Raw genomic sequence first — 12,266 nt, 5'->3', positions numbered from 1 at the left:
TGTCGATGGCCCACGATCGGAGGGATCCTTGACTATCACGGTGGTTCCCCGTGCCGTATCCAAAACGTCGGATCGCGGCCTGTCTGGCATGTGTTGTGGAGGTGCCCCGTGCTGGGTCCCGTGATTCTCGCCGCGTCGCGCAGCGACCGGATGCGACGTCTGATCTCGGCGGCCCCGGTGACGAAGCAGGTCGTCGACCGCTTCATCCCCGGCGAGTCGGTCGACGACATCGTCCCGATCATCGAGGAGCTCACCGGCCGCGGCCTGGAGCTGACGATGGACGTCGTCGGCGAGGACATCACCACCCCCGGGCAGGCCGGCGCCGCCCGGGACGCCTATCTGGCGCTGATCGACCGGCTGCGCGAGCTGGGCCTCGGCGAGCGCGTCGAGATGTCGGTCAAGCTGTCGATGTTCGGCCAGGCGCTGGAGGGCGGCCACGAACTGGCGCTCGGCAACGTCCGCCCGGTCGTCGAGGCCGCCGCCGCCATCGGTACGACCGTCACCCTCGACGCCGAGGACCACACCACCCTCGACTCGATGTTCGCCATCCACGAGGAGCTGCGGCGGGACTTCCCGCAGACCGGCTGCGTCATCCAGGCCTACCTCTTCCGCACCGAGGCCGACGCCCGCCGCCTCGCCGCCGCCGGCAGCCGGGTCCGCCTGGTCAAGGGCGCCTACAAGGAGCCCGCCGAGGTCGCCTACCAGCAGAAGAGCGAGATCGACAAGGCGTATGTGCGGATCCTGCGGACTCTGATGGACGGCGAGGGGTACCCGATGGTCGGGTCCCACGACCCGCGCCTCATCTCCATCGCCCAGGAACTCGCCCGGCGCGCCGGGCGCAAGCCCGACGAGTACGAGTTCCAGATGCTGTACGGCATCCGGAGCGACGAGCACCTGCGGCTCGCCGCCGAGGGCCACCGGATGCGCGTCTACACCGCCTACGGCACCGACTGGTACGGCTACTTCATGCGCAGGCTCGCGGAGAAGCCGGCGAACCTGCGCTTCTTCCTCCGCTCGATGGTCACCAAGGGCTGAGCTCCAGCAAGCCCCGACAAGCCGAGACAAGCCTCAACGCCCGCTCACGTACAAGGAGTTACGGAACCCATGGACGCTGTGACCCAGGTCCCCACGCCCGTCAACGAGCCGGTGCACGGCTACGCCCCCGGCTCTCCCGAGCGCGCCCGGCTTGAGGCCAGGCTCAAGGAGCTGGCCGAGAACCCGATCGAGCTGCCGATGACCATCGGCGGCGTGAAGCGGCTCGGCGGCGGAGAGCCCTTCCAGGTCGTGCAGCCGCACCACCACAAGGCCGTCATCGGTACCGGGCGCCACGCCACCCAGCAGGACGCCCAGGACGCGATCGACGCGGCCCTCGCCGCCGCGCCCGCCTGGCGCGCGATGGCCTTCGACGACCGTGCGGCGATCATCCTGCGCGCCGCCGAACTGCTCTCCGGCCCCTGGCGCGAGACCATCGCCGCCTCCACCATGCTCGGCCAGTCCAAGACCGCCCAGCAGGCCGAGATCGACTCGCCCTGCGAGCTGATCGACTTCTGGCGCTTCAACGTCCACTACGCCCGCCAGATCCTGGCCGAGCAGCCCCCGGCCAACTCCCCGGGTGTCTGGAACCGCATGGACCACCGCCCGCTGGAGGGCTTCGTCTACGCGATCACGCCGTTCAACTTCAGCGCGATCGCGGGCAACCTGCCCACCGCCCCCGCCCTCATGGGCAACGTGGTCGTCTGGAAGCCGTCCCCGACCCAGACCCACGCCGCCGTGCTGCTGATGCAGCTGCTGGAGGAGGCCGGTCTGCCCAAGGGCGTCATCAACCTCGTCACCGGCGACGGCATCGAGGTGTCCAAGGTCGCCCTCGAACACCGCGACCTCGCCGGCATCCACTTCACCGGTTCCACCAAGACCTTCCAGTACCTGTGGAAGACGGTCGGCAACAACATCGAGAAGTACCGCTCCTACCCGCGTCTGGTCGGCGAGACCGGTGGCAAGGACTTCCTGGTCGCCCACCCGAGCGCCGACCGTGCCGTCCTCAAGACGGCCCTCACCCGCGGTGCCTTCGAGTACCAGGGCCAGAAGTGCTCCGCCACCTCCCGCGCCTACATCCCGGCGTCCATCTGGAACGACGGTTTCCGCGAGGAGTTCGCCGCCGAGGTCGACTGCCTGACCATGGGCGACGTCACCGACCTCGCCAACTTCATCGGTGCCGTCATCGACGACCGCGCGTTCGCCAAGAACAAGGCCGCGATCGACCGCGCGAAGACCGACCCGTCCTGCGAGATCGTCGCGGGCGGCTCCTACGACGACTCGGTCGGCTGGTTCGTCCGCCCGACGGTCGTCGTGTGCAGCGACCCGGAGAACGAGGTCTTCCGCACCGAGTACTTCGGCCCGTTCCTCGCCGTGCACGTCTACGAGGACGACGAGTACGACGCGATGCTGACCCAGATGGAGTCGGTGTCGGACTACGCGCTGACGGGTTCGGTCATCTCCAACGACCGCGCCGCCGCGGCCCACACCATGGAGAAGCTGCGCTACGCGGCCGGCAACTTCTACATCAACGACAAGTCGACCGGTGCCGTCGTCGGCCAGCAGCCCTTCGGCGGCGGCCGTGCCTCCGGCACCAACGACAAGGCCGGCGCCCCGCAGAACCTGCTGCGCTGGACGCTGACCCGCGCGATCAAGGAGACGCTGGTCGCGCCGACCGACTACGCGTACCCGCACATGGGCTGAGCCTCAGCCCGCCCCGAGCGCGGCCCGGGAAGCCTGACCCACGAGCAGGCTTCCCGGGCCGTTCCCATGTCCCGCCCGGTCACAGCAGCGTGCGCAGCCGGGCCGCCCCCTCGGTGTCCGGCGCCGCCGAGAGGATCACGATCTTCAGCTCCGAGTCGCCGTCCGTCAGGACGTCGCAGTCCACCTCCACCGGGCCAGCCCCGGGATGCTCGACCGTCTTGCGGTCCGTGCGGTGGGCGGCGACCGTGCCGCTCGCCCAGAGCCGGGCGAACCGCTCGTTGCCCCCGGCCAGTTCACCCACCAGCTCCGCCAGCCCGGCATCGTGCGGGAAGCGGCCGGTGGCGCGGCGCAGGTCGGCCACGATCGCGAGGTCGGAGCCGTCCGCGTTCGCCTCGCGCACCGGCCAGGACGACAGCCGGGCCGCCTCGGCGCCGACCGGGAACCGCTCCCGGGCGAGGTTGCGCAGCCGGGGCGGGGTGGCCGCCGGGTCGCCGAGCAGCGCGGCCCAGCCGGGGTTCCACCACAGCAGCTGCCAGTGCGCGGTGAACACGGCGACCGCCACCCCGCCGAGCCGGTCCAGCACCCGCAGCACACCCGGCGGGAGGTGCTCGGGGACCGGGCCGCCGTCCGGCGGGACCAGACCGGCCATCCGGTAGAGGTGCTCGCGCTCGGCCGCCGTCAGCCGCAGGGCACGGCACAGGGCCGCGACCACCTGCCCGGACGGAGCCGTGGCCCGGCCCTGCTCCAGCCGTACGACGTAGTCGACCGACACCCCGGCCAGCTCGGCCAGTTCCTCGCGGCGCAGCCCGGTCGCCCGGCGGGTGCGGCCGGTCGCGGGCATGCCCACGGCCGCCGGGGACAGCCGTTCCCGCCACGCACGGATCGTCGGGCCCAGACCGGCCGCCTCTTTCCTCGCCATGCGCTCCATCCTGCCCTCTCCCTTCCTCGACCCCCAGCCTGGTACCGCCGTTCCTACGGTCATGGCGTCCCTGGCAGCGGCCCGGCGCCGGGCCGACGATCGACGCATGACCATCATCTTCATCACCGGGGCCAACAAGGGCCTCGGCCGCGAGACCGCCCGCCGCCTCACCGGCCTCGGCCACACCGTGCTCGTCGGCGCCCGCGATCCGGAGCAGGGCGCGGCGGCCGCCGACGCGCTCGGCGCGCGGTTCGTCCGGATCGACGTCACCGACGACGCCTCGGTCGCCGCCGCGGCCGCCGACGTCGCCGCCCGCGAGGGCAGGGTCGACGTACTGATCAACAACGCCGGTGTCGCCGGACCGCACGGCGACCCGGCCGACCTGAGTGCCGCCGACGCCCTCGGTGTCTTCGACGTCAACCTCTTCGGGGTCATCCGCACGACCACCGCGTTCCTGCCGCTGCTGCGCCGCTCGCCGGACCCGGTCGTGGTCAACGTCAGCAGCGGGATGGGTTCGTTCGCGGTCACGCACGACCCCGGGCGCGTCGAGTCCTCCGTCGTCTCGCCCCTCTACACCGCCTCCAAGGCGGCCCTGACCATGCTCACCACCCAGTACGCCAAGGCCCTCAAGGACATCCGCGTCAACGCCGTCGACCCCGGCTACACCGCGACCGACCTCAACGCCCACAGCGGCCCGCAGACCGTCACCGAGGGCACCGACGCGATCGTCCGCCTCGCCACCGAGCCGCCCGGCGGCGGAAGCGGCCGCTTCGTCGACCGGCACGGCACCGTCGCCTGGTAGTCCCGTACGACACTGGGGGCATGTCTCTCCGGTCTCTCCGGGTCGTCCACACCGCCGACCTCGACCCCGCCGACCTGCGCGCCGCCCGCGGCCTCCTGCACGCGGCGTTCGGCGGGGACTTCGCCGACAGCGACTGGGAGCACGGGCTGGGCGGCCTGCACGCCCTCGTCCACGACGGGTCGGGGCTCGCCGCCCACGGCTCCCTCGTCATGCGCCGCGCCCGGCACCGGGGCCGCTGGCTGCGCGTCGGCTACGTCGAGGCCGTCGGCGTCCGGCCCGACGCCCGGCGCCTGGGGCCCGGCTCTACACCGCCCGGGGCTGGCGGCGCTGGGAGGGCCGGGTCTGCGCCCTGTCCCCGGAGACGGGGATCGTGCGGCTCGCGGACGAGGAGGGGGACGTGTACGTGTGGCCGGGGCTCGCCGGGGACGTCCTCGACCCCGGCCACGAACTGGTCTTCGACTGGCGGGACGGGGACGTCATGTAACCCGTTCGCCCCACCGGCCCCAGCCGCCCCGGTCGTCGAAACCCCAGCTCAGCGGCGGGTGACCGAGGACGCCGTCTCAGATAGTAGGAAGTCCGAGTAATTGTGCAGACAGAAGCGGGCCGCTCCCTTACTTTTGTAGGAGCCGAACGTCTCGCTCGATCAAGCGAATGGCGGTCGTGAGCCGGGCCCCGTGCAGGCAACCCCTGCGGCACCGCTCCCCGCCCCTTCCGGCGTCTCGTATCCCCCCTGCCGTACTCCACGTATGTCCGAAGGAGTCGATTTCCATGGCCGAGACGACCGTCCGCCGCCGGGTCCGCCACGTGTCCCGCACCAGCGAGTCCGAGCGCAAGAACGCCGCCGCCGCCCTCCAGCGCGCCCTCGACCGCCGGGACAACGGCGGCGAGACCGGCCACTGAGCCGTTGAGGCGCCGTTGACGCACCGCCGGTAACACGTGTAACACCCCATCAACGGGAGCCGCGCCCGCACGGGACACGGCGCGGCCGGGACAGCCGCGCCGTGTCCTGCGGTTCACCGCCCGCGCCGTACCTCGAAGTGGTCGATCCGCGCGCCGCTCTGCGCCAGCGCCGACACCTTCAGCTTCGGGGCCGTGCCCGCCTCCGCCTCCACCCTGAGGAAGGAGAAGCCGGTGTACCGCACCCGCGACCACTCCACCGTCTCCGCCACGTTGTGCTGGCCCTTGGCCCAGTGGAAGCTGTCCACCGCGCCGTGCCGGGTGACGTGCCCCTCGTAGCTGTCCCTGACCCCGGAGGGGAACGCGTACAGGTTCCGTCCGCCGCCGCCCGCCGTGACGTACACGATCCCGTCCCGCGTCGGGTCGGTCGAGCCGCCGACCGGGACCGCCCGGCCGACCCTGCCGCCCTTCACCGCGTCGGTGCGCTCGTAGACGTGGTTGTGCCCGTTGATCACCAGGTCCACCTGGTACTTCGTGAACAGCGGCAGCCAGGCCGCGCGGATGCCTCCGTCGGAGGCGTGCGAGGACGTCGAGTACGCGCAGTGGTGGAAGAAGACGACGACGAAGTCCACGCCCTTCGCCGCCCGCAGCTCCTTCAGCTTCCGCTCCAGCCACGCCGTCTGCCGGCCGCCGCTGTAGCCGAGGTTGGCGGGGATCTCGTACGACACGTCGTTCGCGTCCAGCGCCACGAAGCCGACGTTGCCGTAGGTGAACGCGTACACGCCGGGCGCGCCGTGCGGGTCGAAGCCGTTGTCCGGGAGGGCGAAGCGGGCGTACTGGCCGCCGTAACCGTCGGGGGAGTACCAGGCCTCCATGTCGTGGTTGCCGGTCGTCACCATCCACGGCACCGACCGCGCCACCGGGTCGTTCTGCTTCAGGAACCGGTCCCACTCCCGGGCGTCGTAGCCGTCCGAGGTCTTCCCGGTGCCGTTGCCGTCCGCGTAGCAGATGTCGCCCGCGTGCAGATGGAAGGCGGGGTCCTGCTTCAGCAGCGCGTTGTCGCTGGCCTTTCCGGCCTGGCTGACGCCCTGGTCGCCGAAGGCCGTGAACACGAACTTCGCCGGGCTCGTGGGCGCGGTACGGAACGGGGTGATGGCGGCACGGTGACCCGGGGCGGCCGGGTCCCGGCCGTCGTGGCCGACGCCGTAGTAGTACGTCGTACCGGGTGTGAGGCCGTCCAGGGCCGCGTGGACGTAGTACTGCTCCACCACCGGGCGCACCCCCTGCACGCCGGGCGTGTGCAGGTGCCGGATGTCCGCGTCGACGCGGGTGCCCAGCTGGTCCGGGCGCGTTCCGATCCGCACGAACGGCTTCCGCACCGCGAAGGGCACCTGCCAGGAGATCCGCATCTGGGTCCGCGGGTCGGCGCCGAAGGCGAGATGGCGGCCGAACGGCACGACCGACGCGCCGCGCACCGCCGAGGTGGCCGGGGCCGGGCTCGCCGACTTCGCCGAGGTCCTCGAGCAGCCGGTGACCAGCCCGCCGCCCGCCAGCGCGCCCGCCGTCACCAGGGTGCGGCGGCTCACCAGCCGGGTGCGCAGGTACTCGTACTGCTCGGCCATGCTCATCCGGGCGGCCAGCCGCGGCGGGATGCCGAAGTCGGGGATGTCCATGGGGAGGACGATTCCCAGCGCACACCAACACCAGCCACACATACGGGTGAACGGCGGTCGACGGAACGACGTGGCCTGTCCGTATGCCGGACGCTCCATGTCATCCCATGGGACGAGGGGTAGGGTGCCGGGCATGTCTCGCAGCATCGATCTCGCAGTGATCCCCGGTGACGGCATCGGGCAGGAAGTCGTGGCCGAAGGCCTCAAGGTCCTCTCCGCCGTCCTCCCCGAGGACGTGAAGCTGGAGACCAAGGAGTACGACTTCGGCGCCAAGCGTTACCACGCCACCGGTGAGACCCTCACCGACGCCGACCTCGACGCGCTGAAGCAGCACGACGTCATCCTGCTGGGCGCGATCGGCGACCCGAGCGTCCCCTCCGGGGTGCTGGAGCGCGGCTTCCTGCTCAAGCTCCGCTTCGCCTTCGACCACCATGTCAACCTGCGCCCGTCGAAGCTCCTCCCCGGTGTCGCGACCCCGCTGGCGGGCGAGCCGGAGATCGACTTCGTCGTGGTCCGCGAGGGCACCGAGGGCCCGTACACCGGCAACGGCGGCACCATCCGCAAGGGCACCGAGCACGAGGTCGCCACCGAGGTCTCCGTGAACACGGCCTTCGGTGTCGAGCGCGTCGTCCGGGACGCCTTCGCCCGCGCCCAGGCCCGCCCGCGCAAGAAGCTCACGCTGGTCCACAAGAACAACGTGCTGACCTTCGCCGGGCACCTGTGGACGAACATCTTCAACAAGGTCTCCGCGGACTTCCCCGAGGTCGCGACGGACTACATCCACGTCGACGCGGCCACGATCTACCTGGTCACCGACCCGGGCCGGTTCGACGTCATCGTCACCGACAACCTGTTCGGCGACATCATCACCGACCTCGCCGCGGCCGTCTCCGGCGGCATCGGCGTCGCGGCCAGCGGGAACATCAACCCCTCCGGCGAGTTCCCGTCGATGTTCGAGCCGGTGCACGGTTCCGCGCCGGACATCGCCGGCCAGGGCAAGGCCGACCCCACCGCCACGGTCCTGTCCGTCGCCCTTCTGCTGCGCCACCTCGGCTACGAGGCCGAGGCCGCCCGTGTCGAGGAGGCCGTCACCGCCGACCTCACCGAGCGCCAGGGCAAGCCCGCCCGCTCCACCTCGGAGATCGGCGACGCGCTCGCCGTACGAGTAGCCGGCTGACCCGCCGAGCTTCCGCACCGCACTTCGAAGCCGCCGGGTCGCACACGCACCCGGCGGCTTCCGCATGCCTCCCGCCGGGTGCCACCATCAACCCCGGGTCCGCATTCACCCCGATTCCTTCCACCCCGGCCACCGCGCGATAATCGAACGCGGAGCCGCGGGATGAGGGAATGCTCGGACGTCCTATGACAAGGGTGTGAGCGCGGCCCCATCACTACAACCGGTGAAGGACACCTATCTCATGACGACGCCCACGATCGAGCTCAAGCCGTCCGCGCACCCGCTCGCCGCCGCCGAGCGCGAGGCGATCCTGGCCAGTCCCGGATTCGGCCGCCACTTCACCGACCACATGGTCATGATCAAGTGGACCGAGGGCCGCGGCTGGCACGACGGTCAGCTCGTCCCGTACGCGCCGATCCCCCTCGACCCCGCCACCAACGTCCTGCACTACGCCCAGGAGATCTTCGAGGGCCTGAAGGCCTACCGCCGCCCCGACGGCTCGGTGGCCACCTTCCGCCCCGACCAGAACGCCAGGCGCTTCCAGCGTTCCGCCCGCCGCCTCGCCATGCCCGAGCTGCCGGTGGAGACCTTCATCGAGGCCTGTGACGTCCTGGTCCGGCAGGACCGGGACTGGGTCCCGGCGCACGGCGGCGAGGAGTCCCTCTACCTGCGCCCCTTCATGATCGCCACCGAGGTGGGGCTGGGCGTCAAGCCGGCCAACGAGTACCTCTTCCTGGTCATCGCCTCCCCGGCCGGCGCCTACTTCCCCGGCGGCGTCAGGCCGGTCTCCATCTGGGCCTCCGAGGACCGCGTCCGCGCCGTCCCCGGCGGCATGGGCGACGCCAAGACCGGCGGCAACTACGCGGCCTCCCTGCTCGCCCAGGCCGAGGCGGCGGCCCAGGGCTGCGACCAGGTCTGCTACCTCGACGCGGTCGAGCACAAGTGGGTCGAGGAGCTCGGCGGCATGAACCTGTACTTCGTGTACGGCGACAGGATCGTCACCCCGACCCTGACCGGCTCGATCCTCGAAGGCGTCACCCGCGACAGCCTCCTCACCGTCGCCCGCGACCTCGGCTACGCGTCCGAGGAGGCCCGCGTCTCCATCGAGCAGTGGCAGCGCGACTCGGAGAACGGCACCCTCACCGAGGTCTTCGCCTGCGGCACCGCCGCGGTGATCACCCCGGTCGGCACCGTCAAGCGCACGAACGCCGAGTGGCAGCAGTCGGGCGGCGAGCCGGGCGAGGTCACCCTCAGGCTCCGCGAGGCACTCCTCGACATCCAGCGCGGCAAGACCGAGGACAAGCACGGCTGGATGCACCAGCTCGGCTGACCCCCCCCGAGCCGAACCGGCAGTCGTACGGCAGTCGTACCGGCTGCCGTACTGCCGTACCGGCGGCCGATCTTCGGCTGCCCGTTCGACGCGTATCGCCTCCCCCGTGCGGGTATCTCCTGATTCCACGGGGGAGGGAGCACGCATGAGCGGACGATCGCCGATGCCACGGCTGCGCCGGCTGATGCGCACCTTACGCACCCCGCGCCGCCCGCAGAGCCTCACCGTGCTCGCCCTGCTCACCGCCGTCGCGGCTGTGCTGCTCTGGCGGGCCTCGACCATGGACAACTACGGGCAGAACCTCGCCCTCAACCTCGGCACCGACATCGTCGGCGTGGTCGTCACCGTGTTCGTCATCGGCCCGCTGATCTCCCGGGCTCAGGAGGGCCGGGTCCGCGAGCACACCCGGCTGGACTACGAGTGGTTCGCCGCGCAGGTGTACGGCTCGACCTCCAGCGTGAAGGTCCTGGACACCTTCTCCAACCTGTTCGGACCGCAGTTCTCCGAGCGTCTCTTCCGGGGCGTCAGATCCGCCACCGCGAGCGGCGCCCGGGTGCAGATCCTGCTCCTGGACCCCGACTCCCTCGCGGTCATCCTGCGCGGCCGCGAACTGGGCGAGCAGAGCGCCGACATCCGCCGCGACATCATGCGCAACCTGCGCACCCTGGAGGGCTTCGCCCGCCGCCTGGACGCCACCTCCCGGGAACTCCTGGAGGTGCGGCTGTGCTCCACCTCCCCCGGGGTCACCCTCTACCGCTGGGACGAGCGCTGCCTGGTCTCCTTCCTGACCGTCGGCCGGCTCTCCGGCGAGGGCGTCCAGCTGGAGGTCGCGGTCCGCTCCCCGCTGGGCACCTTCGTGGAGCAGCGCTTCGACGAACTGTGGCAGCAGGGCAAGCCGATGGAACGTTTCACCCGGCTGCCCGTCACCCTCGTGGACGCCACGGACGGGCGACGGGAGTTCGTCTGCCGCTTCGTCTTCCTCGACGACCGCCTGTACGTCGCCGCCCCCGACCTCGTCACCTACCTGGCCCGCCGCCGGCTCGACCAACTCAGTGCCTACAGCGACGCGCTGAACGGGTCCGGCGCGCACGAGGTCATCGTCGTCGACGACGAGAGCGAGCTGCAGCGGCGGCTCATCCACCACTTCGGGGAGAAGTACGATGCGCAGGCGGCCGCCTTCGTTGAGTTGCGGCCGTCCACGGTCCTGGTCGCGGAATGAACAGAGGGCCCCGCCACAGATGAGCTCAGCGCACCACCCCCGCTTTCGCGCCTTCACGCCCCGTGACCTGGACGGTCTGCTCCGGCGTGTCTCCCTGACGGACGATCAGCGGCTGGCGCTGCGGGCGGTCTCCTCGGTCCTGCCGTTCCGGACCAACGCGTATGTCGTCGACGAGCTGATCGACTGGTCGGCGGTGCCCGCGGACCCGGTCTTCCGGCTGACCTTCCCGCAGTCGGGGATGCTGCCCGCGCCCGACGTCCGCCGGATGGCCGGCCTGCTGGCCGGGGACGCGCCGCGGGCCGAGGTCCAGCGGGCCGCGCACGAGATCCGGATGCGGCTCAACCCGCACCCCTCCGGCCAGCTCGACGCCAACGTGCCCGTGCACGAGGGGCGGCGGCTGACCGGCCTCCAGCACAAGTACCCGGAGACGGTGCTGGTCTTCCCGCGCCAGGGCCAGACCTGCCACGCCTACTGCACCTACTGCTTCCGCTGGCCGCAGTTCGTCGGCGAGGCGGACCTGCGCATCGCGACCGACGACATCGCGGCCACCAGCGCCTATCTGACGGCCCACCCGGAGGTCAGCAGCGTCCTGGTCACGGGCGGCGACCCGCTGGTGATGAGCACGGCGGTGCTGCGCCGCTATGTCGAGCCGTTGCTGCGGATCGACACCGTCCGCTCGATCCGCGTCGGCACCAAGTCGCTCGCCTTCTGGCCGTACCGTTTCACCACCGACCGGGACGCCGACGATCTGCTGCGCCTCTTCGAGGAGGTGGTGGCGAGCGGCCGGCAGCTGGCCCTGATGGCCCACTTCACCCACCCGCAGGAGCTGCGGCCGCCCGTCGTGCGGGAGGCGATGCGGCGCGTGCGGGACAGCGGGGCCGTGATCCGCTGCCAGGGGCCGCTGGTGGCCGGGATCAACGACAGCGCGGACGCCTGGGCCGAGCTGTGGGAGACCACGACCACGCTCGGTGCGGTGCCGTACTACCAGTTCGTGGAGCGGGACACCGGCCCACAGGGCTACTTCGGGGTGCCGCTGGCCCGGGGCCATGCCGTGTTCCGGGACGCCTACGCCCGGGTCTCCGGGCTCGCCCGTACGGTCCGGGGTCCGGTGATGTCGGCGATGCCGGGCAAGGTCTGCGTGGACGGCGTCGCCGAGGTGGCCGGGGAGAAGGTCTTCGCGCTGCACCTGATCCAGGCGCGTGACCCCGGCCTGGTCGGCCGTCCCTTCTTCGCCGCGTACGACGAGGGGGCGACGTGGTTCACGGACCTGAAGCCGGCGTTCGGGGCGAGCCGGTTCCTGCCGGGGCTGGAGCCGGGGTGAGGGTCCTTCCGGAGGCTGCGCCCCCAGACCCCCCTCCGGCCTGAACGGCCTCGTCCTCGACGTCGTCGGACATCGGGCGGGCCGAGTCTGCCCGATTCCACGTGAGAAGCAGGTACACCAGCCCGCCGACCGTCCCCGACAACAGGAAGCCGCAGTCCACCCCGCCCAGGACCGAGACCAGGTCCTTGGGCC

Annotated in this window: 10 protein-coding genes and 1 pseudogene; 9 read left to right on the top strand and 2 right to left on the bottom strand. The window is 71.5% G+C overall.

Translation table 11 applies throughout. The features are described 5' to 3' along the window. Positions 1-108 precede the first annotated feature (108 nt). Together IEZ11_RS19845 and pruA are read left to right on the top strand one after the other, a co-directional pair. Complete coding sequence (locus tag IEZ11_RS19845) at positions 109-1,035, top strand: proline dehydrogenase family protein (protein WP_189264126.1); 927 nt, start codon at positions 109-111, stop codon at positions 1,033-1,035. Between the two features lie 69 nt (positions 1,036-1,104). Next, positions 1,105-2,736, top strand: coding sequence for an L-glutamate gamma-semialdehyde dehydrogenase (gene pruA, locus IEZ11_RS19840; protein WP_189264125.1), 1,632 nt, complete (start codon positions 1,105-1,107; stop codon positions 2,734-2,736). Between the two features lie 79 nt (positions 2,737-2,815). On the opposite strand, the gene IEZ11_RS19835 is transcribed toward pruA, so the two are convergent. Continuing rightward, complete coding sequence (locus tag IEZ11_RS19835; protein WP_444544932.1) at positions 2,816-3,655, bottom strand: helix-turn-helix transcriptional regulator; 840 nt, start codon at positions 3,653-3,655, stop codon at positions 2,816-2,818. A gap of 106 nt (positions 3,656-3,761) precedes the next feature. On the opposite strand from IEZ11_RS19835, the gene IEZ11_RS19830 reads away from it, so the two are divergent. From IEZ11_RS19830 to IEZ11_RS51975, 3 genes and pseudogenes are all read left to right on the top strand, one after another. Then, complete coding sequence (locus IEZ11_RS19830) at positions 3,762-4,457, top strand: SDR family NAD(P)-dependent oxidoreductase (protein ID WP_189264123.1); 696 nt, start codon at positions 3,762-3,764, stop codon at positions 4,455-4,457. Between the two features lie 20 nt (positions 4,458-4,477). Further along, positions 4,478-4,941, top strand: a pseudogene (locus IEZ11_RS19825) (GNAT family N-acetyltransferase). A gap of 284 nt (positions 4,942-5,225) precedes the next feature. Then, entirely contained in the window at positions 5,226-5,357 is a 132-nt protein-coding gene (locus IEZ11_RS51975; protein ID WP_089098576.1) for a hypothetical protein, read from the top strand. A gap of 113 nt (positions 5,358-5,470) precedes the next feature. Here the strand turns inward: IEZ11_RS51975 and IEZ11_RS19820 are convergent, their stop codons facing one another. Then, entirely contained in the window at positions 5,471-7,027 is a 1,557-nt protein-coding gene (locus IEZ11_RS19820) for a purple acid phosphatase family protein (RefSeq protein WP_189264122.1), read from the bottom strand. A 133-nt stretch (positions 7,028-7,160) separates the two neighbouring features. On the opposite strand from IEZ11_RS19820, the gene IEZ11_RS19815 reads away from it, so the two are divergent. From IEZ11_RS19815 to IEZ11_RS19800, 4 genes are all read left to right on the top strand, one after another. Further along, a complete protein-coding gene (locus tag IEZ11_RS19815; RefSeq protein ID WP_189264121.1) occupies positions 7,161-8,204 on the top strand; it encodes a 3-isopropylmalate dehydrogenase in 1,044 nt (347 codons plus the stop codon). Positions 8,205-8,445: 241 nt separating this feature from the next. Beyond that, positions 8,446-9,534: a branched-chain amino acid aminotransferase gene (locus IEZ11_RS19810; RefSeq protein ID WP_189264120.1), complete on the top strand. Its 1,089-nt coding sequence runs from the start codon at positions 8,446-8,448 to the stop codon at positions 9,532-9,534. Between the two features lie 145 nt (positions 9,535-9,679). Next, complete coding sequence (locus tag IEZ11_RS19805) at positions 9,680-10,753, top strand: hypothetical protein (protein WP_189264119.1); 1,074 nt, start codon at positions 9,680-9,682, stop codon at positions 10,751-10,753. 19 nt (positions 10,754-10,772) lie between these two features. Continuing rightward, complete coding sequence (locus IEZ11_RS19800) at positions 10,773-12,074, top strand: KamA family radical SAM protein (RefSeq protein ID WP_189264118.1); 1,302 nt, start codon at positions 10,773-10,775, stop codon at positions 12,072-12,074. Positions 12,075-12,266 lie beyond the last annotated feature (192 nt).

The sequence above is a fragment of the Streptomyces fuscichromogenes genome (genome assembly GCF_014645815.1).
Classification (GTDB): domain Bacteria; phylum Actinomycetota; class Actinomycetes; order Streptomycetales; family Streptomycetaceae; genus Streptomyces; species Streptomyces fuscichromogenes.
This window is presented reverse-complemented; position numbering and strand designations above follow the sequence as displayed.

Bases quoted from the DNA above. Each gene is read 5' to 3' on its own strand.
- IEZ11_RS19820 (WP_189264122.1), bottom strand. From the start codon at position 7,027: ATGGACATCCCCGACTTCGGCATCCCGCCGCGGCTGGCCGCCCGGATG.
- IEZ11_RS19805 (WP_189264119.1), top strand. From the start codon at position 9,680: ATGAGCGGACGATCGCCGATGCCACGGCTGCGCCGGCTGATGCGCACC.
- IEZ11_RS19810 (WP_189264120.1), top strand. From the start codon at position 8,446: ATGACGACGCCCACGATCGAGCTCAAGCCGTCCGCGCACCCGCTCGCC.
- IEZ11_RS19815 (WP_189264121.1), top strand. From the start codon at position 7,161: ATGTCTCGCAGCATCGATCTCGCAGTGATCCCCGGTGACGGCATCGGG.
- IEZ11_RS19800 (WP_189264118.1), top strand. From the start codon at position 10,773: ATGAGCTCAGCGCACCACCCCCGCTTTCGCGCCTTCACGCCCCGTGAC.
- IEZ11_RS19835 (WP_444544932.1), bottom strand. From the start codon at position 3,655: ATGGCGAGGAAAGAGGCGGCCGGTCTGGGCCCGACGATCCGTGCGTGG.
- IEZ11_RS51975 (WP_089098576.1), top strand. From the start codon at position 5,226: ATGGCCGAGACGACCGTCCGCCGCCGGGTCCGCCACGTGTCCCGCACC.
- IEZ11_RS19830 (WP_189264123.1), top strand. From the start codon at position 3,762: ATGACCATCATCTTCATCACCGGGGCCAACAAGGGCCTCGGCCGCGAG.
- pruA (WP_189264125.1), top strand. From the start codon at position 1,105: ATGGACGCTGTGACCCAGGTCCCCACGCCCGTCAACGAGCCGGTGCAC.